This is a genomic window from Actinocrinis sp. (assembly GCF_035653575.1).
Classification (GTDB): Bacteria; Actinomycetota; Actinomycetes; order Streptomycetales; family Catenulisporaceae; genus Actinocrinis.
In genome coordinates, this window is sequence record NZ_DASRBQ010000186.1 from 26,760 (window position 1) to 51,789 (window position 25,030).

At 69.8% G+C, this 25,030-nt stretch carries 20 protein-coding genes; 8 read left to right on the top strand and 12 right to left on the bottom strand.

What is annotated here, in order from left to right:
• Positions 1-141 precede the first annotated feature (141 nt).
• Positions 142-630 (bottom strand): NUDIX domain-containing protein, encoded by a 489-nt coding sequence (locus tag VFA06_RS25370; protein ID WP_324843237.1) that lies wholly within the window; start codon positions 628-630, stop codon positions 142-144.
• 5 nt (positions 631-635) lie between these two features.
• The gene (locus VFA06_RS25375; RefSeq protein ID WP_324843238.1) at positions 636-1,055 is read right to left on the bottom strand and encodes a PPOX class F420-dependent oxidoreductase; all 420 of its coding nucleotides are present in this window, start codon (positions 1,053-1,055) and stop codon (positions 636-638) included.
• A gap of 348 nt (positions 1,056-1,403) precedes the next feature.
• Between VFA06_RS25375 and VFA06_RS25380 the strand changes: the two genes are divergently transcribed.
• On the top strand, positions 1,404-1,616 hold the full coding sequence (locus tag VFA06_RS25380) for a hypothetical protein (RefSeq protein ID WP_324843239.1): 213 nt from the start codon (positions 1,404-1,406) through the stop codon (positions 1,614-1,616).
• Positions 1,617-1,734: 118 nt separating this feature from the next.
• On the opposite strand, the gene VFA06_RS25385 is transcribed toward VFA06_RS25380, so the two are convergent.
• The 3 genes from VFA06_RS25385 to VFA06_RS25395 all read right to left on the bottom strand — a co-directional run bounded on the left by VFA06_RS25385 (position 1,735) and on the right by VFA06_RS25395 (position 5,629).
• Positions 1,735-2,865, bottom strand: a complete 1,131-nt coding sequence (locus tag VFA06_RS25385) for a hypothetical protein (RefSeq protein WP_324843240.1) — start codon at positions 2,863-2,865, stop codon at positions 1,735-1,737.
• Positions 2,866-2,971: 106 nt separating this feature from the next.
• Entirely contained in the window at positions 2,972-3,403 is a 432-nt protein-coding gene (locus tag VFA06_RS25390; RefSeq protein ID WP_324843241.1) for a hypothetical protein, read from the bottom strand.
• Positions 3,404-3,478: 75 nt separating this feature from the next.
• Complete coding sequence (locus VFA06_RS25395; RefSeq protein ID WP_324843242.1) at positions 3,479-5,629, bottom strand: (Fe-S)-binding protein; 2,151 nt, start codon at positions 5,627-5,629, stop codon at positions 3,479-3,481.
• A gap of 304 nt (positions 5,630-5,933) precedes the next feature.
• Here VFA06_RS25395 and VFA06_RS25400 point away from each other — a divergent pair, with 304 nt between their 5' ends.
• Positions 5,934-6,269, top strand: coding sequence for an Lsr2 family protein (locus VFA06_RS25400; protein WP_324843243.1), 336 nt, complete (start codon positions 5,934-5,936; stop codon positions 6,267-6,269).
• A 105-nt stretch (positions 6,270-6,374) separates the two neighbouring features.
• Here VFA06_RS25400 and VFA06_RS25405 read toward each other — a convergent pair whose 3' ends face one another.
• Both VFA06_RS25405 and VFA06_RS25410 read right to left on the bottom strand, forming a co-directional pair.
• On the bottom strand, positions 6,375-8,129 hold the full coding sequence (locus tag VFA06_RS25405; protein WP_324843244.1) for an ATP-binding SpoIIE family protein phosphatase: 1,755 nt from the start codon (positions 8,127-8,129) through the stop codon (positions 6,375-6,377).
• A 49-nt stretch (positions 8,130-8,178) separates the two neighbouring features.
• A complete protein-coding gene (locus VFA06_RS25410; protein WP_324843245.1) occupies positions 8,179-8,874 on the bottom strand; it encodes a class I SAM-dependent methyltransferase in 696 nt (231 codons plus the stop codon).
• A gap of 76 nt (positions 8,875-8,950) precedes the next feature.
• Between VFA06_RS25410 and VFA06_RS25415 the strand changes: the two genes are divergently transcribed.
• The gene (locus tag VFA06_RS25415) at positions 8,951-10,438 is read left to right on the top strand and encodes an FAD-binding protein (RefSeq protein ID WP_324843246.1); all 1,488 of its coding nucleotides are present in this window, start codon (positions 8,951-8,953) and stop codon (positions 10,436-10,438) included.
• A gap of 11 nt (positions 10,439-10,449) precedes the next feature.
• Here the strand turns inward: VFA06_RS25415 and VFA06_RS25420 are convergent, their stop codons facing one another.
• Positions 10,450-13,983, bottom strand: a complete 3,534-nt coding sequence (locus VFA06_RS25420) for a discoidin domain-containing protein (protein WP_324843247.1) — start codon at positions 13,981-13,983, stop codon at positions 10,450-10,452.
• A 483-nt stretch (positions 13,984-14,466) separates the two neighbouring features.
• On the opposite strand from VFA06_RS25420, the gene VFA06_RS25425 reads away from it, so the two are divergent.
• Positions 14,467-16,593 carry a cellulose binding domain-containing protein gene (locus VFA06_RS25425; protein WP_324843248.1) on the top strand — a complete coding sequence of 709 codons (2,127 nt, stop codon included), beginning with the start codon at positions 14,467-14,469 and terminating at the stop codon, positions 16,591-16,593.
• 279 nt (positions 16,594-16,872) lie between these two features.
• Positions 16,873-17,301: a hypothetical protein gene (locus VFA06_RS25430; protein ID WP_324843249.1), complete on the top strand. Its 429-nt coding sequence runs from the start codon at positions 16,873-16,875 to the stop codon at positions 17,299-17,301.
• Positions 17,302-17,367: 66 nt separating this feature from the next.
• Here VFA06_RS25430 and VFA06_RS25435 read toward each other — a convergent pair whose 3' ends face one another.
• Entirely contained in the window at positions 17,368-18,114 is a 747-nt protein-coding gene (locus tag VFA06_RS25435) for a response regulator (protein ID WP_324843250.1), read from the bottom strand.
• A complete protein-coding gene (locus tag VFA06_RS25440; RefSeq protein ID WP_324843251.1) occupies positions 18,111-19,760 on the bottom strand; it encodes a sensor histidine kinase in 1,650 nt (549 codons plus the stop codon). Before VFA06_RS25440 ends, VFA06_RS25435 begins: the two co-directional genes overlap by 4 nt.
• 253 nt (positions 19,761-20,013) lie before the next feature.
• Here VFA06_RS25440 and VFA06_RS25445 point away from each other — a divergent pair, with 253 nt between their 5' ends.
• The 3 genes from VFA06_RS25445 to VFA06_RS25455 all read left to right on the top strand — a co-directional run bounded on the left by VFA06_RS25445 (position 20,014) and on the right by VFA06_RS25455 (position 22,982).
• Positions 20,014-20,874, top strand: coding sequence for an ABC transporter ATP-binding protein (locus tag VFA06_RS25445; RefSeq protein ID WP_324843252.1), 861 nt, complete (start codon positions 20,014-20,016; stop codon positions 20,872-20,874).
• Complete coding sequence (locus VFA06_RS25450; RefSeq protein ID WP_324843253.1) at positions 20,871-21,770, top strand: ABC transporter permease; 900 nt, start codon at positions 20,871-20,873, stop codon at positions 21,768-21,770. Before VFA06_RS25445 ends, VFA06_RS25450 begins: the two co-directional genes overlap by 4 nt.
• 114 nt (positions 21,771-21,884) lie before the next feature.
• Positions 21,885-22,982, top strand: coding sequence for an ABC transporter substrate-binding protein (locus VFA06_RS25455; RefSeq protein WP_324843254.1), 1,098 nt, complete (start codon positions 21,885-21,887; stop codon positions 22,980-22,982).
• An 83-nt stretch (positions 22,983-23,065) separates the two neighbouring features.
• Here the strand turns inward: VFA06_RS25455 and VFA06_RS25460 are convergent, their stop codons facing one another.
• Positions 23,066-23,914, bottom strand: a complete 849-nt coding sequence (locus VFA06_RS25460; protein ID WP_324843255.1) for an ABC transporter permease — start codon at positions 23,912-23,914, stop codon at positions 23,066-23,068.
• Positions 23,911-24,960 (bottom strand): ABC transporter ATP-binding protein, encoded by a 1,050-nt coding sequence (locus VFA06_RS25465; RefSeq protein WP_324843256.1) that lies wholly within the window; start codon positions 24,958-24,960, stop codon positions 23,911-23,913. The genes VFA06_RS25460 and VFA06_RS25465 overlap by 4 nt, the downstream gene beginning before the upstream one ends.
• Positions 24,961-25,030: the final 70 nt, after the last annotated feature.

A 25,030-nucleotide genomic window follows, 5' to 3' on the forward strand; every position in this document is an offset into this window, starting at 1 on the left:
TGGGCTGTGAATACCCCGCGGGCGGGCTTGGAAGTGTCTTAACGATCGGTCGCACGGTCCCTGCGCGGTCAGCCGAATGGCCCGGAATCTTGAATGAGAGTCCTGATTCGCAGGTCGGAGCCCGCCCCGCGCCCCGGCCCGCTACTCGTCCGGGACCTGCGACAATCGCACGAGTAGCGCGTCAAGCAAGGGAAGTTGTCCGCGCAGCAGTTTCACGCGGGCCTCCTCGATCGTGAACCAGGCGGCCCTGTCGATCTCAGGGAACTGCCGAAGCCGGCCGCTGCGCGGCGGCCACTCGATCTCGAAGGTGTTGCTGATCACGGTTTCGGGGTCGAGCTCGCCGCGCGCCGCCCAGGCGGTGACGAGCTTGCCGCCGGGCTGGCGGACCGTGCCGAGGTCGATCAGCCGCGCCGCGTCCGCAGGAGCGAGCGGGCGGCCGAGCTCCTCCTCGAACTCGCGCAGCGCGGCGGCGCGGGGATCGGCTCCGGGCTCGTACTCCCCCTTGGGGATCGACCAGGCGCCCTCGTCCTTGCGCGCCCAGAACGGCCCGCCGGGGTGGACCAGCAGCACCCGCGGCCCGTCCGGGTCGAGCCGGAAGAGCAGGATCCCCGCGCTCTGCCGCGCCGCCACGGCCGTCAGGCTCCCGCGTCGCGGAAGTGGCCGCCCCAGGAGTGCCAGGAGTCGATCTCGATCCACGCGCTCACCCGGCGGCGGTCACGCACCGGGTAGCCGCCCTCGTTGCCGTAGTGGCGGGCGATGCGGTCGATGTCGGTCAGCTGCGGATCGTCCTCGATCGAGACGACCCGGCCGGTGAGGCTGATGTGCGAGTACCAGTCGCCGTCCACGAGCACGGTCAGCGCCACCTTCGGCTCGGCGCGCAGGTAGGCCAGCCGCTTGCGGCCCTCGTCCATGTTGACCAGGACCCGGCCGTCCTCCCAGACGTACCAGGTCGGCACGGACACCGGCTGGCCGTCGGGCCGCACGGTGGCGATCACGGCGGGGTTGGGTTGGGCCAGGAACTGGTCGATCTTCGCCGGAACGGGCGGCTTGGCCATCGGTGCTCCTCTGCTCGCGCCCCGGGCGGGGCTTGATCTTGGTGTCGGGACCATCCTCGCAGGACCGGGCGACGATGGCCGCCCGGGGCGCGGCGGCGGCCGCGCGGGCGGGCGAGCGACCGAGCAGAGCGCCGGGTGGCGTCGGACAGCGCCGGGTAGGCGGCGCCGCAGCGGGATGTAACGCAAATGCGGATGCAGGTCCCTGTTTCGCAAGGCAGGCGCGCGTGGACCTTTCGACCCAGACATCTCGCGCCGCGTCTCCCCGCGGGCCTGTGGCGTTGCGCAACCCATCCCCCTGGCGTCACAGGCCCGCTCTCTAGCCGATTCGGGCAGGCGAGAGGACCAGTGGTGAGGAATGCGGAACAGCAGGCGCAGGTGCAGTGCCGTGCTGCGGAAGCCTTCGCGGTGGACGGCGGTTCGACGAACGGCACGGTTACGATCGTGCAGCGGTTCAACCTCGACGATGTGCGCATGGACCGGCAACAGCAGACGGCGGGCCAACCGGTTGCGCTGATCGCTGGTCAGATCAATGCGGTGTCAGATCAATGCGGTGTCAGATGAAGTGCAGTGTCAGATCAATGCAGAGTCAGACGAATACAGCGTCAGATCAATGCAGTGCCGGGTGACTGCGGTGTCGAGCGTGGGGTCGGCCTGCGCCGCGGCCGACCATCCTGCGCGGTCAGTTCTGCCGTAGTGCCGGCATCGGGATCGGAACGCTGAGCGCGGTCGCTCCAGCGCCGACGCCGCCCTGGCAGGTGTTCGGCGGGTCAGTGGTGACGCCCCTGGCGGAAGAGGTGTCCGCCGCCCAGAACATGTAGCCGAGCATCCCGGACGTGCTCCCCGCGCCGGCCGGGGCGACGGTCTGCACGAAGGAGCTGGTCGAGTTCTGCAGCGACGAGGCGAAGTTCGTGCACTCCGGCCGCACCTGCGAGCCCTCGGCGATGTACAGCGAGCCGGTGAACTTGGCCGGGGCCAGCGGCGGGATCGCCGGAGAGTAGTTGGGCTTGCCGTCGACGTGCTCAAGCCAGTTGGACTCGGCCGTCGAGGCCGAGGGCTGCTTCGAGGGCACCATCGCGTTGGCGTAGTCGAGCACCGGGTTGCTCGTGGTCAGCCAGTTAGCCGTGGCGTACTGGTCCAGGCCGATGAGCCAGCGGTCGCCGGCGGCCACGTCGATGGTCAGCCGGGCGGTGGGGTCGGCGCCGGTCGCGTCGTACGGATGCGCGGCGCGGTAGGCGTTGATGAAGGCCTGAAGGCCGGTCAGGTTGGGGCTCGAGCTGTTCTCGTAGTCGATCTCGATGCCGACGCCGAGCTGGGTGGCGAGCGCGGCGGCCTTCTGGCCGAGCAGGGTCGGGTTCTGCGACAGCGCCGTGTCCCAGTCGCTGACGTAGGTGATGCCGCCGATGGAGAGCATGACGCGGATTCCGTGGCCGGTGAAGTAGTTCACGATGTCCTGCGTCATGCCGACCGGCACGCCGTTCGCGTCGCCGGCGTCGTTGGTGCCGTCGAGCAGCCTGAGCGGATTGACGAAGCTGAGCACCACCAGGTTGACCGACGGCCGGCCGTCGCCGCGGTCGATCAGCCAGTGGTTGTTGGCGTCGAAGTCCGCGATCGTGCGGACCGTTCCCCAGGTGCACGCGTCGTTGCTGCAGTGCCAGGCCCCGTAGATCTGGACCGCAGTGGCGGTGGCCGCCCGGGCCGCGGCGGGCGCATGTCCCGACGCGGTGGGAAGCACATTCGTCGTGGGCGCGACGAGAGCGCAGGCGGTGAGCAGCGAGGTGGCCGAGAGCAGGGTGAGTCTGCGCATGGACATGCGCATATACGCCTCCTGGCGTGTGAGCACGGACCCATCCCCGGTCGCTCACACGATCCAGCTGGTTTAGACCAATGTCAAGGGCCGGGCGCTCGGGGCCGCAGGCTCACGGGGCGGCGGGCCGGTCGCCGAGCTGCTCGCTCAGCACCCGGATCTCGCCGCGCAGCCGCTCGGCGTGCTCGATCCTTCCCGCGCGCTGGTAGTCGCGCGCGGCCGCCTCGCGTTCGGCCAGCTCGCCGCGGACGATGCGCTCGATCTGCGCCTCCGTCAGCTCCCGGCGGGCGACCTCCGCGCTGCCGACGCCGATCCGCAGCTGCTCGATGGCCAGCTGCTCGCCGGTCCGCTGCGGCGCCTCCACCGCCTCGGCGTTGTCGATGGCGGCGAGGGTCGAGCGCAGCGCCGCCACGGCTACCTTGTCGCGGTTCTTGATCGCGCCGCTGAGCGCGTCTCGCAGGCGTTGGCGCAGCGGCGAGGAACTACCGGGCTTCCTCAAGCTGCCCGGTCTGGAGGTGGCGGCGGTGATCGAGTCGGTCGGCACGGCGAAGACGATACGTCCGCCGCGCGCGCCCGCGCTCGCAATTAACCGCCGCCACGCTCCTTTCCGGGCGTGGTTTCACTCCGTTGCGCTGATCGTGGAGCTCGCGGACGCGTCGCCACTCTTACGCACCGAACGCAGCAGCACCTCGGAGACGTCCGTCACGCGCACATCCTGCGACGCCTTGCCCTGCTGCTTGCGGCTGGCGAGCCCGTCGGTCAGCATCACGATGCAGTACGGGCACGCCGCGGTGACCAGATCCGGCTCGGTGCTCAGCGCCTCGTCAGTACGCGTCTCGTTGATGCGCGTGCCGATCGTCTCCTCCATCCACATGCGTGCGCCGCCGGCGCCGCAGCAGAAGGAACGCTCGCGGTTGCGCGGCATCTCCGTGAGCCGCACGCCCGGCACCGCGCCCAGGATCTCCCGCGGCGGGCTGAAGACCCGGTTGTGCCGGCCGAGGTAGCAGGGGTCGTGGTAGGTGACCGCCGCGTCCACCTCGTTGGCCGGGACCAGCTTGCCCTCCTCGACCAGCTTGGCCAGCAGCTGCGTGTGGTGTACGACCTCGTAGGTGCCGCCGAGCTGCGGGTACTCGTTGCTGATCGCGTTGAAGCAGTGCGCGCAGGTCACCACGATCTTCTTGGCGCCGACCTCGTTGAGCGTCTCCACGTTCTGCTTCGCCAGCTCCTGGAAGAGCAGCTCCTGGCCCATCCGGCGGGCCGGGTCGCCGGTGCAGCTCTCGCCGCTGCCGAGCACCATGAAGCCGACCCCGGCCTCGTGCAGCAGCTCGGCCACCGAACGCGTGGTCTTCTTGGCGTTGTCGTCCAGCGCGCCCGCGCAGCCGACCCAGAACAGGTACTCGACGTCCTCGGGCAGCTTCTCCTCGCCGCCCTCGCCGAAGACGCGCACCTCGAACGGCAGCCCGGCGGCCCACTCCATGCGGGCCTTCTGGCCGCGGCCCCACGGGTCGCCCTGCCGCTCCAGGTTGCGCAGCATCGTCTGCGCTTCGCGCGGGAACTCGGACTCGATCAGCGTCTGGTAGCGGCGCATGTCGACGATGTGGTCCACGTGCTCGATGTCGACCGGGCACTGCTCGACGCAGGCGCCGCAGGTCACGCAGGACCACAGCACGTCCGGGTCGATCACGCCGTTGACGTCCGACCCGCCGACCAGCGGCCGCTCGGTCTCGGCGATGACCTCCGGCGGCAGCGCGGCGCGCTCCTCGTCAGAGGAGGCCAGCAGGTACGGCGCCTTGGCGAGGGCGTGGTCGCGCAGGCCCATGATCAGCAGCTTGGGGCTCAGCGGCTTGCCGGTGTTCCAGGCAGGGCACTGCGACTGGCAGCGGCCGCACTCGGTGCAGGTAGCGAAGTCCAGCAGGCCCTTCCAGGTGAAGTCCTCGATCGCGCCGCGGCCGATCTTGTCGTCCTCGCCCGGGTCCTCGAAGTTCACCGGCTGCCCGCCGGAGTAGACCGGCAGCAGCGGGCCGAGGGCGCGCGGCCGGCGGGAGAAGGCGACGTTGGGCAGCGCGGTGAAGATGTGCATGTGCTTGGAGTAGACGACCAGCACCAGGAACGCGAGCACGACGCCGAGCGAGCCGAGGATGCCGGCCGTCTCCAGCACGTCGTTCGCGGTGCGGCCGAGCGGGTGCAGCCAGTGCCCGACCTGCTGCGAGGCGAAGGCCCCGTGCCGGTACGGGAAGTAGCCGGTGTTGATCTGGGCGCCGCGGTAGAGCAGCAGCGTCCACATCACGTTGAAGATCATCAGCAGCACGAACCAGGCCGGGCCGAGGTGCGAGCCGAAGAAGCGGGAGCGGCGGCCCTCGCGCTCGGGCGACTGGCGCAGCCGGATGACCGAGAAGGCGGCCAGGCCGCACAGGACCGCGATGATGAAGAAGTCCTCGAGGAAGCCGAGCCAGGTGTCGGTGCCGATCAGCGGGATGTGGAAGTCGCGCTGGAACAGCGCGCCGTAGCCTTCCAGGATCGTGGCGCCGAGGATCACGAAGCCCCAGAACACGAAGAAGTGCGCGGTACCGGCGCCGGTCCACTTGAGCAGCTTGCGCTGCCCGAAGACCTCGGTGAGCACCGCCCACAGCCGGCGCCCGGCGTCCTGCGTGCGCCCGGGCTCGGCCGGCTGCCCGGCCCGGCCCAGCCGCACGAGCATCCAGACGCGGCGTCCGGCGACGGCGAACGCCGCCGCCGTCAGCACCAGGCCGAGAACCATACGCAGTACCACTTAGTCCTCCATGGGGTCGTGCGCGGCGGATCCCAAAACGTATACACCTACGCACTCAAGTGAAGGCAGAGCCCCGGCCTGATCACCGGGCCAAAAAGTTCACCAAGTTGCACACACCCGCCGTCCGGTGCGGCGGCGAGCGCGGCCTGCCGCTGCGCGTGAGTCTATGGGCACGCGGCGTACCGGGAAAAGAGCGGCGGCTGTGGGAGAGCCGATAATCGGCCGGGGTTTCACGCTAAGGCTTTTGGATAGAGTGTTATGATCGCGCCCGGCACCATACTCCACCGAAAGCAGGCGCATTTCCATGGCACAGAAAGTAGAGGTCACCCTGGTCGACGACCTCGACGGGGGCAAGGCCGACGAGACGCTGGTGTTCGGGCTCGACGGCACGCGCTATGTGATCGACCTGAGCGAGAAGAACGCCAAGAAGCTGCGCGACACGCTCGCCAAGTACATCGAGGCGGCGCGCCGGGACCGCGGCGGGCGGGCGGCCGGGCGCGGCGGCTCGGCGCGCAAGCCGGCGCAGGGCGGGCCGAACACCTCCGAGGTGCGCGAATGGGCCAAGGCCCAGGGCTTCGAAGTCTCCGAGCGCGGCCGGGTCTCCAAGGATCTCATCGTGAAATTCCAGGAAGCGCACTGAATCTGCGCCTACCTGAATCGGCTCCGACTGAATCAGCGCGGTAGCCATTCCGGCCCGCCTTCCGCCATACGGGTGGAATAGCACCCGGAAGAGCGGCGGCGGAATTCAACTCGGCGGAGATTGGACGGGCGGGCGCTGGAGCGCGGCGCGTCCTTCTCGCGGCGGCCGGCCGTCCTGCCCGGCCGCCGCGCCGAGGTCCAGTTCGAACCAGACCACCTTGCCGTGCGTCGTGCGGCTGACCCCCCAGCGCCGGGCCAGCCGGCTGACCAGGAACAGGCCGCGGCCGTTCTCGTCCAGGCCGCCGGCCTCGCGCAGGATCGGCAGGTAGTGGTCGTCGTCGCGCACCTCGCACAGCAGGGTGCTGGTGCGCAGCAGCCGCAGCTCGATCGGCCGGGTCGCGTACCTGATCGCGTTGGTGATCAGCTCGGTGGCGAGCAGCTGCGCGACCTCGCCGAGCGCGGACAGGCCCCAGGCGGCCAGGGTCTGCTCGACCAGCCGCCGGGCGCGGGTGACGGTGACCGGCTGGGCGGCCAGCAGCCAGTGGGCGACGTTCTGCGCCGGGATCCCGCCGAGCCGGGCGGCCAGCACCGCGATGTCGTCCTCGTATGTGTCGCGCTCCACGGTCGCGACCACCGCGTCGCACAGCGCGTCGGGGCTCAGCGACGGGGCGTCGAGTGCGCGCAGCCGTTCGCCGAGCGCGCGGATGCGCTCCTCGAGGTCCTGGCCGCGCTCCTCGACCAGGCCGTCGGTGTAGAGCAGCAGGGTGTCGCCGTCGCGGATGGTGATCTCCACGGTGTCGAACGCGACGCCGCCGACGCCGATCGGGGCGCCGGTGGGCACCTCGACCCGCTCGATCCGGCCGTCGCGGCGCACCAGCAGCGGCGGCAGGTGCCCGGCGTTGGCCAGGACGCAGCAGCGCGCGATCGGGTCGTAGACCGCGTAGAGGCAGGTGGCCAGATGGTCGTCGCCCAGGCGCTGGGCCAGGTTGTCGAGCTGGCGCAGGATCTGGTCGGGCGGCAGGTCGAGCGCGGCCAGGGTCTGCACGGCGGTGCGCAGGTGTCCCATCTTCGCCGCGGACCGCGCGCCGTGGCCCATCACGTCGCCGATCACGATGGCCGTTCGGCTGCCGGGCAGCGCGATGGTGTCGTACCAGTCGCCGCCGACCTCGACCGAGGGATTGCCGGGCAGGTAGCGGTGCGCTAACTCGACGCCGGCCACGGTCGGCGGGGTGGCGGGCAGCACGTCGCGCTGGAGTTCGGCGGTGGCAGCCCGCTGCGCCCGGTACAGCCGCGCGTTGTCGATGCCGAGGGCGCCTTGCGCGGCGAGCTGACAGACCGTCAGCACGTCGACGTCGTCGAACGCCGGGCGGTTCGGCCGGCGCGTGAGCGTGACGCAGCCGAGCACCCGCCCGCGCACGAGCAGCGGTACCGCGAGGTACGCGCGGTCCGCGAGCAGCGGCCGCAGGTCGCCGGTGTGGTGGGTGCGGCACATGGCGACCGCGTGGATGTCGTCGACGCGGTCGAGGCCTACCGGCTCGCCGGTCGCCATGGCCTCGTAGCCCGGCCCGGCCGGGTACATCTGGTGCACCGCGCCTTCCGGTACGACGTCGCGCCAGAAGGCCGGCGACTCGTCGTGCGCGACGGCGACGCGGCGCAGCGGGCTGGCCGCGGTGGCGCGGGGCGCGGGCGGCGCGGGGGCCCCGTCGACGAAGAGGGCGTCGAGCAGGTGCACCGAGGCGAAGTCAGCCAGCCGCGGCACCATCGCCCCGGCGAGGCTCTCCGCGATGTCGACCGTGTCCAGGCTCGCGCCGATTTGCGTCGTGGCCTCGTTGAGGAACCACAACTGGTCGCGCAGGTCCATCCGTCCACTTCCCCCAGGTCGCCTGGCCCAAGCCCTGCGGAGGGTAAGACTAGCCCCAGTGCTCCGGATCGGCGGTCTGCCGGCACAGCAGGAACAGCTGGATCTCCGGCTGCGCGGTGGAGGTCTCCGGGGCGTAGGAGACCACCTCCTCGTACGCGATCTCGAAACCCGTTTCGCGCAGCAGGGCCCGTAGATCGTCGCGCAGGAAACCGGTGACCCGGATCCGGCTGCCCAGGAACGGGATCGCCACATCATCGACGTCTGCTTCAACCATGGCGAGGGCGAAGTATCCGCCCGGGATCAGGATGCGTCCGATCAGCTTCATCGCGGTGCGCACCCGGGCGCGCGGCAGGTGCAGCAGCGAGAAGAAAGCGACTACGGCCTCGTATTGCCCGGGCTCGTCGGGCAGGTCGAGCAGGTCGCCGAGGATGAACGTCGCGCCGGGCACGTTGCGCTGCGCCAGTTCCAGCATGCCCGGGGCCAGGTCGAGGCAGGTGACCTCGCAGCCGGCCTCGATGAGCTGACGCGCCGTCGGCAAACCGGTGCCGGCGCCGACGTCCAGCACCCGGGCGCCGGGCCGCAGCCGCTCAAGCAGCTGCTCGGCGCAGGCCAGCTGGCCCTCCTTGTGCGGGAAGGCCTCGTCGTAGCGGGAGCCGATCTCGTCGTAGGCGTTGGCCTGCGCCGTTTCCCGGTCGAGCCACAGGCGATCGCGCTGGGCCGGTGCGGCAAGTCTCTGGACAGCCATCGGGAATCCCCTCGTCGCGTGTCGCCGTCTGGTATTCACTATCAGAAGGCTGCCTGATGGGAAAAGGAGAGCTCGGATGGACGCGGGTGCGGATTTGAGTCGCCGGGGCTTCATGCGAGCGCTTGGCGGCGCGACGGTGGGGGCAGGTGTGCTGGTGACAGGCTTCGACAACGCCACCAGGGCGTGGGCGTCGGACACGGCGGGCGCGCACGGCGACGGTTTCGACCACGTGCCGCGCCTGGACGGCTGGCTGCTGCTCGATTCCGCCGATTTGGCGCCGTTCGAGGACGACTTCGGGCACATCGTGCACCGGGTGCCCGGCGCGGTGCTCGAACCCGGATCGGTGCGCGACATCGCGGCGATGATCGAGTTCTGCGGTCCGCGGCGGATCGCGGTGGCGCCGCGCGGCCAGGGGCACCAGACCTTCGGCCAGGCGCAGGTGTCCGGCGGCCTGGTGATCGACATGAGCCCGCTCAGTTCGATCACAGTAGATCCCGCCGCGCGCACGGCCACGGTCGGCGCGGGTGCGCTGTGGAGCGCGCTGCTGGCGGCGAGCACGGCGCACGGCCTGACCCCGCCGGTGTTCACCGACTACATCGAACTGTCGATCGGCGGCACGCTCTCGGCCGGCGGCCTGGGTGGCACGACGCACCACTTCGGCGCGCAGGTCGACAACGTCATCGAGCTCGAAGTCGTCACCGGGACCGGTGAGGTGGTCCGCTGCTCGGCCTCGCGCCACGCCGATCTGTTCCACGCGGCGCTGGCCGGGCTCGGCCAGGTCGGCGTGATCACGAGCGCGACCCTGCCGCTGATCCCGGCGCCCGCCTCGGCCAGGCAGTACACGCTCACGTTCCCCTCCGTGTCCGCGCTCACGGCGGCGCAGCGCAAGGTCGTGCGCGACGGCAGGTTCGACTGGCTGGAAGGGGCGGCCAACGCGGTGACCGGCGGCGGCTGGCAGTTCGTGCTCGAAGGGACCGCCTATTATGACGGCACGCCGCCGAACGACCAGACGCTGATCGGCGACCTCGGATACGAGGGCACGCCGCAGATCCAGGATTTCAGCTACACAGACTTCGTAGACGACCTGGCGCCCGCCGTCGCCTTCCTCAAGTCCACCGGCGAGTGGTTCGACCCACACCCTTGGCTGAACATCTTCCTGCCCGACGCCGCGACCGACGCGTACGTCACCGGAGTAATGGACAAGCTCACCCTGGCGGACATCGGGGCCAGCGGCGTCGTGCTGCTCTATCCGGTGCCGAGCGGCAAGCTGCACGCGCCGCTGCTGCGCACCCCTGACAGTGAACTGACGTTCCTGTTCGCGGTGCTGCGAACCGCCGCCCCGGACACCGACGCGCTGCCCACGGCGACGATGCTCGAAGGCAACCGTGCGCTGTACCTGGAGGCGCAGGCGCTCGGCGGCACCCAGTACCCGGTCGGGTCGATACCGATGACCAGCCGCGACTGGCGCATCCAGTACGGCGACGCGTGGCGGTTCTTCAGCGCGGCCAAGCATCGGTACGACCCGCACGGCATTCTGGCCCCGGGTCAGGGGATCTTCAGTTAGCCCTGGTCACCTCACCAGCCCTGCAAGCCGGCGCCGTAGGGATACAGGGGGCTTCCATTGGTGGTGGGCACGGTCTGGCCGGCCGCGATGTGCGCCCTGATATCGGTCCGCTGGGCGTCGGTCGCGCCCAGATCGTAGGGCAGGTCCCAGTTCTCCACGGCGTCGGCGAGGATGTCGGTGCCGCCGGGGGTGAGGACCTGGTCCATGCCGGCGGGCAGCTGCCAGGGCAGCTTGCCGGTCGGCGCGTAGTCGCCGAAGAGCAGGCTCGCTGCGGCCGGGCCCATCTCCTCGCCACCGCGGTACGTCACCACGATGGCGTCGGCGAGGCCGTTCCAGTCGGAGATGACATAGGGACGCGGCAGCACGAGCAGCACCACCACCGGGATGCCCTGGCTCTTGAAGTTCTGGATGATCGAGAGCTGGTCCGGCGGCAGGTACGGCTGTTCCTTCACCCAGTTGGTGGCGTGGGTGTAAGATGCCTCACCGACCGCGACGATCGCGAGTTTCGGCGTGGTCGGTGAGGTGTCCTGGTAGACGTTGACTCCGGCCTGCGCGGCCCTGGCCTTGATCGCGTCGAGGAAGTCGAGCGAGCCGTACTCGGAGTGGAAGTAGCTGGTCCACAGGCAGCAGGCCGGGCCGTCCGCGGCGCGGGCGCCGGTCACCACGATGCTGTCCCCGGAATTCAGTTTGACCGGAAGCGCGCCGTCGTTCTTGAGCAGGGTCATCGATTCGCGCGACGCCTGGTTGGCCAGGGCGGCGTACGAGGGCTGATGGAAGCGGAACGGCGCGTTGACCGGGTCGCCGTAGGGATTCTCGAACAGGCCGAGCTTGAACTTCACGGTGAGAATCTGGGTCACCGAGTCGTTGATCCGGCTCAGCGGCACGCTGGATGCGAAGCCGTCGATCGAGAAGCCGGCGGCGCCGGGGTCTGCGCCGCCCATCACGTCGGCCCCGGCCTGGGCGGCGCTGACCCACGCGCCCGACGGCAGCCAATCTGTGGTGATCAGCCCGGTGTAACCCAGATTCTGCCGCAGGTAGTTGATGATCGGCGCGCTGTTGCCCGCGCCGGCGCCGCTCGGGTCGAGGTAGGTCGCGCCGGCGTAACCGGTCATGACGCTGCCGGCGTTGGCGTCGATCGCGGCCTGCCACGGGATCATCGTGTACTTGATCGTGGTCCCGTCGTAGGTGATCCCTGATTCGCCGCCCGCGCCCTCACCGGGCCAGTGCTTGACGGTCACCAGCACCGACTGGTCGTTGAGTTCCGGGCCGCCCTGCAATCCGGCGACCAGCGCGCGCACCTGCGCCGCGGCCACGTCGGCGTTCTCTCCGTTGCCTTCCTGGATGCGGGGGTAGAGCACCTTGGTGCCGAGTTCGGCCAGCGGTCCGAGCACGCCGCGCGCCCCGGCCTGGACCTCCTCCTTGCGCTGCATGTCGCCGAGCTTGTAGTCCAGCGGGTAGTCACGTCCGGCGGCCAGCGCGCTCTGCGCCGGGTACGTAGTCTGATAACCCATGATGGTGTCGCCGGCGGCGATCGGCGGGATGCCGAGCCGGGTGCCGGAGGAGGCCAGCAGGTAGTTGTTCAGGTCGGCGGGCTGCGCCGGGCCGAAGATCCAGCCGGACTGCGGATAGGCCTGGTTGTTGTAGAACATCTGGTAGGCCTTCTCCTGCAACGTCATCCGGCTGAGCAAATCGTTGACGCGCATGGAGACCGGATTGTGCCAGTCCTCGTAGGGTTCGATGGCGCCGTCCTTGTTCAGGTCGCGCATCCCGTTGATCACCGGAACCCCGTCGGCGACGGTGCTGACGGTCGGCAGGTAGACGCTGAATCCGCGGATGTTGGAGGTCGTGGTCGCGCCGGATCCGGAGACCGCGACGACGAACCACTTGTAGGTCCAGCGGTCCGGCAGGTCCCAGGTCGGGGTGTAGCTGGTGCCGGTCGGCTCGGCGACTTTGGTGAAGAAATCGAGCAGGTTGCCGGAGGCCGTCCAGTCGTAGTCGGTGCGGCTGATGTTGATCCAGACCTGATAGTGCGCGGCGCCGGAGACCGCGGCCCACGTGAAGGCCGGCCGGCGCGTGTCGGTGACCATGGCGGCATCGGCGGGGGTGCTGAGGGCGAACTGTCCGGTAGTCGCAGGGGCCTTGGTTGGCGGGGAGAGGATCGTGGGAGTGGAGCCGGAGGTATTGACGGTGCCGTGGGCCTCGAACTCCCAGAGGGAATATCCGTACCCTGTCGCGCGGGCGGTACCGTTGATCCGGACGTAGCGGCCGGCGCCGGACACGTTCAGCGTCTCGATGCCGCCTTTTCCGGTGGTGGTCGAGTAGATGGTGTTCCAGGCCGCGCCGTCATTGGAGACGTCGATGCTGTACGCGGTGGCGTACGCCGTCTCCCAGTTCAGCACAACGCAGGTGACCGTCGCCGGGCCGCCGAGGTCGACTGACAGCCACTGCGGGTCGCTGTACTGGCTTTCCCAGCGCGTGGTGGTGCGGCCGTCGAGCGCTGCGGCAGGCGCGTTGCCGCCGTTGTACGAAGAGGCCTTCACCGGCTGGAAGTTGGAGATCACCGGATCAGAGCACGTGCCGCCGCCGGTCCCTCCTCCCCCGCCGCTGCCCGCGCTGAAGACCTGGAACTCCCAGAGCGAGTAGCCGTAGCCGGTCGCGCGGGTCGTGCCGTACATGCGCACGTACCGGCCGGTGCCGGTGACGTTCAGCGTTTGCGTGCCGCCCGTGCCGGTGGTCGTGGAGTAGATGGAGTTCCACGTCGCGTCGTCCGCGGATACCTGGATCTGGAACGCGGTCGCGTAAGCGGCCTCCCATTGCAGGACCACCTGGCAGATGCTCTGGCTGGAGCCGAGGTCCACCTGGAGCCATTGCGGATCGGCGAACGCGCTCGACCAGCGCGTGCCGCTGTTGCCGTCGACCGCGGCGGATGCGGGAGTGCCCGCGTTCTCGGTGGTGGAGGCGGAGGCCGGCTGGTTGAGTGCGACGTTAGTGGTTCCGCAGGCTCCTGATCCGCCGCCGCCGCCGGACGTGGTTCCGTAGACCTGGAACTCCCAGAGCGAGTAGCCGTAGCCGGTGCTTCGCTGCGTGCCGTACATGCGCACGTAGCGGCCGGGGCCGGTGACGTTCAGGGTTTCGGTGCCGCCGGGACCGGTGGTCGTGGAGTAGATGCTGGTCCAGGTGGCGCCGTCGGCAGAGGTCTGAATCTGGTACGCCTTGGCCGAGGCAGTCTCCCACTGGAGCACCACCTGGCTGATGGTCGCGGTCGTGCCCAGGTCGACCTGCAGCCACTGCGGATCGGACCAGGCGCTCTCCCAGCGGGTGCCGGTGTTCCCGTCGACCGCGAATGCGGCGGAGTTGCCGGCGTTGACGGAGGAGGCGGTCGCCGGTTTGCCCTGGGAGAGCAGCGCGGGCGCCGCGTGCGCGGCCGGACCGCCGGCGACGAGCGCGTACGCCGCCAGGCAGATCGCCGTGACGGCCGTTACCAGGACTCTGAGTGGATGGGGAAGGTGACTTCGATGCGCCGCGGCGCCGTGCGAGGCTGCCATGCCGACTCCTCGGGACGGATGATGGCGGCGGAGCAGTCCGGAGAGGCTGGAGAGCGCTCTCCAAATCGGAGGTAGCATCGCGCGATACGCGGCACTCGTCAAGGGCAATAATGTCGTGATTGCCCTGATTATTCTGCTCAGTTCAGCCCAAGCGCCGAAGCTTTTGAAGCGATTCCAGAGAGCGCTCCCCATTTGGCGGCTCTCGTTCTTTCACGAGCGTCATGACAAGCGACGTATGAACGTCCGCAACCGCCACGACCCTGGAACTGCCTATTCGACGGTATTCGACAGCGCGTTGATGCGGAGCGGTTTCCGGCCGCCACTGGGCTGGTGGACAAGTCGCCGAATTGCTCGTAACCCGTGTGCGTGCGCGCCTTCCGACCGAGGCGCGAATCCCACCGGCCGGCAAGGAGTCGGGCTATGGCAGCACGCAAACCTCGGACACTCCCAGCTCGAAGGACCAGGCACCCATCAGGGAAGGCGGTGTCGTGGATCGGCGCAGCGGTCCTCGGCGCGACCGCGCTGGCCGGTGTCGCCGCTCCCCCGGCTCAGGCGGCGACCGCGGTCTCGGTGACCGTCAACGCCACGGCCGGGCTGGGCACCATCCCGTCCGGGGCGATCGGCCTGAACACCGCCGTGTACGACGGATATATGAACGACGCCCCAATCCCCGGCCTGCTCAAGGCCGCCGGAATCAACGCACTGCGCTACCCCGGCGGTTCGTACTCTGACATCTACAACTGGCAGACGAACGTCGCGCAGGGCGGCTACGACGCGCCGAACACCGCGTTCAGCAACTTCATGAGCACCGCGCAGGCCGCCGGCACCAGCCCGATCATCACGGTGAACTACGGCACCGGGACCCCGGCGCTGGCCGCGGCGTGGGTGCAGAACGCGAACGTGACCAACCACTACAACATCCAGTACTGGGAGGTCGGCAACGAGGTCTACGGCAACGGCACCTACGGCGCGAACTGGGAGGCCGACAGCCACTGCACCACCTCGGCCTCCGGCGGCCCCGTCACCATCGGCAACGAGCCCAACCAGACCTACAACTGCGGACCGAGCACCTACGCCACCGGCGTCCTGAACTACATATCCGCGATGAAGGCCGTCAGCTCGAACATCCACGTGTGCGCGATCCTGACCACGCCCGGCTTCTGGCCGGACAACGTCACGAACCCGACCACCAGCCCGCAGCCCTGGAACCAGACCGTGCTCAAGGCGCTGGGCTCGAAGACCGACTGCGTCATCGTGCACTACTACCCCGGCGGCTCGAACGCGGCCGGGATGCTGACCGATCCGACCGACATCTCCGGCATCGTCTCGACCCTGCACTCGCAGATCCAGCAGTACGCCGGCGTGAACCCGGCGAACGTGCCGATCCTGGTCACCGAGACGAACTCGACGATTGACACCGACACGCAGCCGGCCGCGCTGTTCGGCGCCGACATGTACATGAGCTGGCTGGAGAACGGCGTGGTGAACGTCGACTGGTGGGACGAGCACAACGGCCCGGGGACGAACACTCCGGCCGTGGTCGCCGGCGTGCAGGACTACGGCGACTACGGAATCTTCTCCAACGGGGCCAATAACAGCGGCGTGACCGAGCCGGCCGTCGAGACGCCGTTCGCGCCCTACTACGCGATCGAGCTGCTCACCAAGCTCGGCGCGCCGGGTGACACGATGGTGAACACCACGTCCGGAAACGCGCTGGTGAAGGTGCACGCGGTGCGCCGCGCGGGCGGTAGTCTCAGTGTCCTGATCGAAAATGAGGACCCGTCGAACTCGTACACGGCGAATCTGGCGCTGAACGGCTTCACCCCCTCGGGCAGCCCGACGCTCTACACCTATGCCAACGGCGGCAGTTCGATCAGCAGCACGACGCAGAGCTCTGCCTCATCGGTGACCGTGGCCCCGTACTCGCTGACCGTGATCCAGATTCCCGGCAGTGGCGGAACCGGCGCGACCGCGCCCGGCGCTCCCGGACAGCCGACCGTGTCGAACCTGTCCTCCAGCACCTCCGGCACCAACACCGGCACCGGAACGCTGAGCTGGACCGCCTCGGCGGCGGGCACGTACCCGGTCGCGAACTACCAGGTCTACCAGCTCGGCAGCGGCGGTAGCAGCACCCTGGTCGCCAGCCCGACCGGCACCACGCTCAATCTCAGTGGCCTGACGATCGGCGCGAGCTACACGTACAACGTCGTCGCGGTCGACACTCACGGCAACCCATCGCTGCCCTCTCCCCCGGTCACCTTCACCGTCCCGCCCCCGGCTAACAGCACCTGCGCGGTCCACTACGCGATCAGCAGCAGCTGGCCCGGCGGTTTCGGCGGGAACATCACGCTGACCAACAAGGGAACCAGCGCCATCAACAACTGGACGCTGACCTTCGCCTGGCCGGCCGCCGGCGAGGCGGTGCAGTCCGGCTGGAACGGCACCTGGACCCAGTCCGGCCAGAACGTGACGGTCACCGCCGCGTCCTGGAACAGCACCATCGCGGCGGGCGGCGGCACGGTGAGCGTCGGCTTCAACGGCACGGACACCGGGCTGGATCCGGCGCCCACCGCGTTCTTCATCAACGGCACGGTGTGCGCGAACAACTAAGCGATCTGACTCTCCTGGACCGGTAGCGGCACTCGCACCTCAGTGCCGGACCGGATCGAACCGGTCGGCGGCGCCGCGGGCCAGCCCGAAACCCGCGCGCCGCCGGCCGGTTCCCGGTTTCCGCCGGGCCGGACTCAGGGATCGATCAGGGTCCTACCCGGGCTATCCCTGGCGGCCCCGATGCGGCGAAAGCGCCGAACGCGGCGAGCAATCAGAACGCTGCGGACGCAGTGGCGCAGCCCGCTGCGATCTACCGCGGGCGGCGACAGCGTGCACCTGGTGGACTACACCGACAACGACGGGCCGGACTCGAGCGTGATCCTCACCGGCGCGCTCGCCGATTACGGCAAGGCGGAGAGCGTGAACCCGGACGGCTCGGTCAACCCCGAGCACAACAGCCAGTTGCGGCTGGACCTTGCCCACGGCTCGTTCCGACTCGACATCGCGGCGCTCGACCAGGCCTTCGTCGCGGTGATGCGCACCCAGTTCCCGACGAATACGAGCACGTGCTCGGGCAGCGTGTCCGCATCCCACGCGGTGCCGATCGTGGCGGGCTCGGGCACCGGCGCCTATCAGGGCATCAGCGGCCAGTTCGACCTGACGATCAAGCTGGACGAGGTGGATGCGACGGGTTCGAGCTGCCAGGGCGCGGCTCTGTTGAGCCAAATGCTGATCACGAGCGGTTCCGGGCACGTACGAGTGCACTGACTCGCGGCCCGAGTTCACCGCCCGGGATCACTGCCCGGGATCACTGTCTGAGTTCACTGCGCGGAATCACTGCCCTGCGCCGGCCGCCGTGTAGAGGTGTTCGGGCCGGCCGGTCACGCCGTAGCGCAGCTGGAGCCGCACGAGGCCGTGCTGAGCCAGATAGCTGAGATACCGCTGCGCGGTCGCCCGGCTCACCCCGACCTGCTCGGCGACCTCGGCCGCCGAGACCGGGGCCGGGGCCGAGCGCACCGCGTCACGGATCAGCTCCAGCGTCGGCGCGGAGTGGCCCTTCACCGGGTTCGAAGGCAGCGTGGCGGGGCCGCGCAGCAGGCCGAAGAGCGCGTCCACGTCGGACTGGTCGGCTTGATCTTTCAGCGCCTCCATCCGCAATCGCATGCTGCGATAGGCGCTGAGCTTGTCGTTCAGCGTGTTGAATCCGAACGGTTTCACCAGGTAGTGCACCGCGCCTAGCTGCATCGCGGTGCGTACGGTGTTCACGTCGCGCGCCGCGGTGATGACGACGCAGTCGGGGTGCTCATCGCGTTCCATCAGCTTGCGCACCACGCCGAGGCCGTCGCCGTCGGGGAGGTAGACGTCCATGAGGACCAGGTCCGGGTGCAGCGCGTCCACCGCCGCGAGCGCCTCCCTGGCCGAGTGCGCGAGGCCTACCGTCTCGAAGCCTTCGGTCCTGGCCACGTACGCGGCGTGGATCTTCGCGACCCGGTAGTCGTCGTCGACGATCAACGTGCGGATCGGCGCCGGCCGCATCGGATCGGCGCTCGCGGGATCGAGGCCCACGGAGTCGGTATTCATCCGGTGGCCGCCTTCGCCAGGGCCGGTACGACGTCGCGCGCCTGCTTGGGCAGCCGGACCGTGAACACCGCGCCCGGCCCTTCGGAGACGGTGATCTGCCCGCCGAGCCGCTGGACCAGCCGGTGGACCAGGGCCAGGCCGAGACCGCGGCGGCGGGAGCCGGGTTCCGGCTTGGTGGTGTACCCGTCGACGAAGATCGAGTCCGCCGCGCCCGGCGGGATGCCCGGACCGTCGTCGGCGACCCGTACGGTGATCTCGCTGTCGTCCTCGACGATCGTGACCTCGACCCGGCCGGAACCGCCCGGGGCCCGGCCGCCGCCCGCGGCGCCGGTTCCGCCGAGCGCCTCGAAGGCGTTGTCGATCAGGTTGCCGAGGATCGTGGTGAGCGCCTGCGCCTTCTCCGGGGCCTCGGTCAGCAGGGTGTCCTCGCTGAGCGCGAGCACGACGCCGCGCTCGCTGGCTACCGCGGCCTTGCCGAGGATGAGCCCCACGATGAGCGGGGAGGCGATGCGCGAGCGGACCGACTCGGCGAACTCGGCCTCGGCGCCGCCCAAGTCGGTGAGGTAGTGCAGCGCCTCGGCGGATTCGCCCAGTTCGAGCAGGCCGGCCACGGTGTGCATGTGGTTGGAGAACTCGTGCTGTTGAGCCCGCAGCGCGTCAGTCAGGCCCCTGACGCTGTCGAGCTCGCGCAGCAGCCCGGACAGCTCCGTGCGGTCCCGCAGCGTGACCACCGCGCCGTGCGACCGGCCGGCCAGCGTGACCGGCATCCGGTTGACGGTGAGGCAGTAGTCGTCGGTGAGTACCACCTGGTCCTGGCCGGCGATCTCGCCGGAGAGCACGTCGCGCAGCCGGCCTTCCGGGACCAGGTCCTCAAGGCGGCCGCCGATCCCGGCGGTGCCCAGGCCGAGCAGCCGTCGCGCCTCATCGTTGATCATGGTGACCCGGCCGGCCGGGTCGAACGCGATCACGCCTTCGCGGATGCCGTGCAGCGTGGCCTCGCGCTCCTGGAGCAACGTCGTGATCTCGTCGAGCTCGAGCCCGAACGTACGGCGCTTGAGCCGCGCCGCGAGCAGCCACGAGGCGAACGCGGCGGCGGCCAGCGCGGCGGCGACCCACAGCGCCTCGCCGGGCAGTTCCTGCGCCAGCTCGCTGGTGATCGAGTTCTCGGTGATGCCCGCGGAGACCTCGCCGACCATCACGCCGTCCGGTCCGTACAGCGGGGCCCTGCCGTTGGCCGAGCGGCCCAGCGAGCCCGGGTCCATGCGCACGTGGATCTTGCCGTCCATGGTCGCGATCGGCTCTTCGACCTGCTGCCCGATCAGCGCCGGGTTCGGGTGCGAGTGACGCACCCGGTTCATGTCGATGACGACCACGTACGATGCGCCGGTCTCCTTCTGCACCCGGGTGGCGATCTGCTGGATGCTGTCCCCGCAGGCACCGCCCTCGGTCTCCAGGCAGGAGCCGACCTCGGGGATTCCGGCCACGGTGGCCGCGATGTCCGCGGCCCGCTGCTCGTACTGCTCGTCGAGCTGCCCGCGCTGCTGGTAGGCGAACAGCACGAAACCCACCAGGACCACCGCCACCAGGATCACGATCTGGCTGACGAGGATCTGGGTGGAGAGCCTGCGCATCGTTGCACGCCGCATTTGCCCGATTGTGACGAGATCCGCACGTCGCGACAAGGGCCCCGCACCCACACGCCCAAACGTGATGGTCTTGTTACGGGCTCGCCTCGTTGATCAGCGGTTTCCCGTGAGCAGAACGCGCAGAACCCCGGTTAATGCGACTAACGCGGGATGTGCGCGAAACGGCGACGTAATCCGGCGCGGCCTCTAGCGTCATCGCCAATCCACCCGGCTGTAACAAGCAGTCAGCAGGCACCGCAGAGGGAACGGACAGATGGCTTCACGAAACCAACTCGCGAACAGACCGGTCGCCGGGGCGTTCGAAGCGGACGCCTCCCGGATCGAGGTGACGGGGCTGACCAAGCGGTTCCTCACCCCGAAGGGCGAGGCGTTCACGGCGCTGCGCGACGTGACCTTCACCGTGGAGCCCGGCCAGTTCTGCGCCGTGGTCGGGCCGACCGGCTGCGGCAAGTCCACCACGCTGGGCATGGTCTCCGGCCTCGACCGGCCCAGCGAGGGCTCGGTGAAGGTCGGCGGCCGCGAAGTGACCGGGATCACCCAAGGCATCAGCTTCATGTTCCAGCAGGACGCGCTGCTGCCGTGGAAGACCGTGGTCGGCAACGTGGAGATGGGCCCGATCTTCCGCGGGCTCGGCAAGCGGCAGGCCCGGGACCTGGCCCGCGACTGGCTGCGCCGGGTCGGCCTCGCCGGCTTCGAGGAGCACCACCCGCACCAGCTGTCCGGCGGCATGCGCAAGCGCGTGGCGATGGCCGCCGCGCTGATCAACGAGCCGAAGATCCTGCTGATGGACGAGCCGTTCGGCGCGCTCGACGTGCAGACCAAGGCGATCATGCAGACCGAGCTGCTCGGGCTGTGGGAGCAGCTGCGCCCGTCGGTGCTGTTCATCACGCACGACCTGGACGAGGCGGTCGCGCTGGCCGACCGCGTGGTCGTGATGACCTCGGGTCCGGGCTCGGTCAAGGCGGTCTACGACGTGGACCTGCCGCGGCCGCGCGGAGCGGTGCAGGAAATCCGCTACGAACCGAAGTTCCTCGAGATCCAGCACCGCATCTGGGAGTCGCTCCGCGAGGAGGTGGAGCGCGCCTACGCACGCACCGCAGGAGTGAACGCATGAGCATCGCATCCACCGCGCCCGGCCCGATCAGCCCGAACCCGGCGCGTTCCGACTCGGCCGAGGCGAACCGCTCGGCCACCGAGGCCGGCCGGCGCGCCCGGCGCAAGCGCGTGGCGCTGCTGTGGACCGCCCGGCTCGGCTTCGCGGTCTTCGTGATCGGCGGCTGGCAGCTGTTCACGACCCTGAAGATCGTCGACCCGTTCTTCTACGGCCAGCCCTCCGGGATCTGGAAGCGCACGGTCGACCTGTTCGAGAACGGCACCGAATTCGGCTCGTTCTGGACCGACATCTTCACCACGCTCAAAGAGGCCGTCTTCGGCTTCGGCATCGGCGCCGCCGCGGGCATCGTGCTGGGCCTGGCACTCGGGCAGAACCGCTTCCTCGCCGAGGTGCTCGGCCCCTACATCAAGATCGTGAACGCGATCCCGCGCATCGTGCTCGGCTCGATCTTCATCGTCGCGTTCGGCATCGGCGTGACCCCGAAGGTGCTGCTGTCCGCGGTGCTGGTGTTCTTCGTGGTCTTCTTCAACGCCTTCCAGGGCGTACGCGAGGTGGACCGCAACATCATCGCCAACGTGAAGGTGCTCGGCGCCTCGAACCTGCACGTCATCCGGCACGTGACCCTCCCGTCCGCGCTGACCTGGATCATCGCCAGCCTGCACACCGCGTTCGGCTTCGCCATCGTCGGCGCGCTGGTCGGCGAGGTGCTGGGCGCCGAGCACGGCGTCGGGCTGGTCATCAAGACCGCTCAGGGCAGCCTCGACCCGGACGGCGTGTTCGCCGGCATGCTGGTGATCTCGGTGATCACACTCGTCGCCGAGTTCATCCTCACCTTCGTCGAGCGCCGCCTGCTGTCCTGGCGCCCGCCGTCCCCCTCCGAGGCCGCGGCCATCTAGGCGCGCCGCCGCGGAGGTTCGCGCGACCTTCCCGCGCAGCCCCGGCACCACAACGCTCCACCTCCACCTCCCGCAGCAGGCTCACTCTCTCAATGACGAAAGGACCGGCGAGTCATGTTCAAGCGGACCCTCTCCCTGTCGATCGCGGGGGCGCTCGCCCTCGGCGCGGCCACCGCGTGTGGCAGCAGCAGCAACGGCGGCGGCAGCCAGAGCGCAGGCTCCGGCGGCGGCAGCATGCCGACCGTCACACTCATGGTCGGCGGCATCGACAAGCAGATCTACCTGCCGTATGAGCTGGCCCAGCAGCTGGGCTACTACAAGAAGTACGGCGTCAACATGCAGCTGAGCACCGAGGTCGACGGCGGTGTCGGCGCCGAGGACGCGATGGCCTCCGGGCAGGTGGACATGGCCGGCGCCTGGTATGTCCACACCATCGACTTCCAGGTCAAGGGCAAGTCGGTCGAGGACATCGTGCAGCTGTCCGGAGCCCCGGGCGAGCGGGAGATGTGCGGCAAGAACAGCGGTGTGCACTCGGCCGCGGACTTCGCCGGCAAGACCCTCGGCGTCACCGACCTCGGCTCCGGCACGGACTCGCTGACCAAGTTCCTGGCCGCGCAGAAGGGCCTGAAGGTCTCGCAGATCCACCGGCTGGCGGTCGGCGCGGGCGCGACGGCCATCGCCGCCATCCAGGGCGGATCGGCGCAGTGCGTCATGACCACCCAGCCGACGGTCACGGCTCTCGAGCAGAAGGGCCTGGCCTACTCGGCCATCGACCTGGCCACCACGGCGGGCGCGACCCAGGCCCTCGGCGGCGCCTGGCCGGCCGCGGGCGTGCTGGCCCGCACCGACTGGGTCGACGCGAACAAGGCGACCGTGCAGAAGGTCGTGGACGCGCTGGTCGACACGATGCACTGGATCAACACGCACTCGGCCGCGGACATCGCCGACAAGCTCCCGCAGTCCTACGTGCAGAACAGCCTGGTCACCAAGGCCGACTACGTCGCGGCCCTGACGCAGGACAAGGGCCAGTTCCTGCCGGACGGCATCATGCCGGCCGGCGGCCCGAAGACGGTGCTGGCGATGGAGGAGCTGATCGGCTCGGCCACCTCCTCGGTGAACCTCGGCGCCACCTTCACCAACGACTTCGCGATCGCCGCGAACAAGGCTGAGGGCTACACCGTCACCACGACTCCGGCCGGCTCTGACGGCTAACCGGACGGGTACATCCGCGCAGGGCGCCGGCACCGGTGGTGGTAGGAACCCCGGTGCCGGCGCCCTCCGCTGCCCCCGCTCGATCAGCCGAGCACCGCGTCGCGCCGCTCGGTGAGGATGACCGCGGCGATCAGGCTCGCGACCACATAGAGGCAGAAGACCGCGAAGCCGGTCCACGGCGCGAGAGCCGGAGGGTGCGGATTCGCGGTGAACACTTGACTGCCGCTGTTCGCGGGCATGTATTCGATCACGTAGTGCATGGACGGCGGCAGCAGGTCGGCGAGCGCGGAGGGCAGGAAGATCAGGCCGAACAGCGTGGCCAGGGCCCCTGCGGTGTGGCGGACGGCGGCGCCGATGCCGAAGCCGAGCAGGCCGACGGCGGCGAGGTAGAGCCCTGCGCCGATCGTGGCGCGCAGCGCGCCGGGATGGGAAAGCGATACGCCGGCGTGCTGCGTGGACAGGATCGCCTGACCGAGACCGAACGCCGCGAAGCCGACCAGCTGGCCGAAGACGAGGCTCGCGGCGGTGAAGGTCAGCGCCTTGGCGGCCAGCACGGTACGGCGCTGCGGGACCGCGGTGAGGGTGGCCGAGATCATGCCGCTGCCGTATTCGGCGCTGATGACGAGGACGCCGAGCGTGCCGACCGCGAGCTGGCCGAGGTAGGTGCCGGTCAGACTGGCCGTGATCGGGTCCAGGTCGGAGAGCCGGTCGCGGTGCTGGCTGATCGTGTCGGCCCACTGCGCGCACGACCCGGCGGCGATCCCGATGACCGCGAGCGCGGCGAACACGGCGGTCCAGTAGGTCGAGCGCACCGTGCGCAGCTTGGTCCACTCGGCGAGCATGACGGCGCCGAAGTCGGACAGGGCCGCCCCGGCCGATCGTCGCGCGGCGGCCGGCGCGGGCGTCGGGGCGGTGAACTGAGTCGTCGTCATGCGCGCACTCGCTTCGTCTCATCGGTTGCTGATTCGCTGCCGCCGGTTCCGGTGCCAGTGCCGGCGGCGTCGGCGTTCTCGGCGCGGTAGTCGACCGCGTCCCTGGTGAGCTCCATGTACGCGGCTTCGAGGGACGCGTGCTGCGTAGCCAGCTCGTGCGGCACGATGCCATGGCGCACGGCCAGTTCGCCGATCTCGGCCGCGGTGATGCCGGTCACGGCGATACCGGGCGCAACGAGTCCGCCGCGCGGTGGCGCCGGCTCTCCCACCCCTCCTCCCGCCGTTCTCCCGCCGCTCGTCGGCCCGGCAGGCCGCACCACCGCCCCGGCACGCTCCAACAGCGCCGCGAGCCGCGCCTGATCCGAGGAGCGGACCAGGACACTGCTACGCGAACCGCCCTCGACGAATTCGCGGACGCCGGTGTCGGCGAGCAGCCTGCCGCGGCCGATGACCACGAGGTGGTCCGCGGTGAGCGCCATCTCGCTCATCAGGTGGCTCGATACCAGGACCGTGCGGCCCTCGGCGGCGAGGCCGCGCAGCAGCGTCCGCATCCACAGGATGCCTTCGGGATCGAGCCCATTGATCGGTTCGTCGCAGATCAGCACTGGCGGATCGCCGAGTAGCGCGGCGGCGATCCCGAGGCGCTGGGCCATGCCGAGGGAGAACGCGCCGACGCGCCGTCCCGCGACACCGGAGAGCCCGACGATTTCGAGTACTTGGTCGACCCTGCGGCGCGGAATGCGGTTGGACTGCGCGAGGCACAGCAGGTGGTTGTACGAGCTGCGGCCCCGGTGCGCGGCGTGCGCGTCGAGCAGCGCCCCGGCTTCGTGCAGGGCGCGGCGATGTCCGGTGAAGGGGCGCCCGTTGACCGTCGCGGTTCCGGAGTCCGGCCGCGAGAGGCCGAGCATCATGCGCATCGTGGTGGATTTGCCGGCGCCGTTTGGGCCGAGGAAGCCGGTGACCGCGCCCGGTTTGACGGTGAAGGTCAGCGCGTCGACGGCGGTCTTGCCGCCGTAGCGTTTGCTCAGTTCCCTGACTTCAATCATGCCGCCGACGCTAGGCGCGCGCCGCGCGGACCGCCTCGCCCGCGAGTAGCCGGTTTCCGGCCGCCGACCG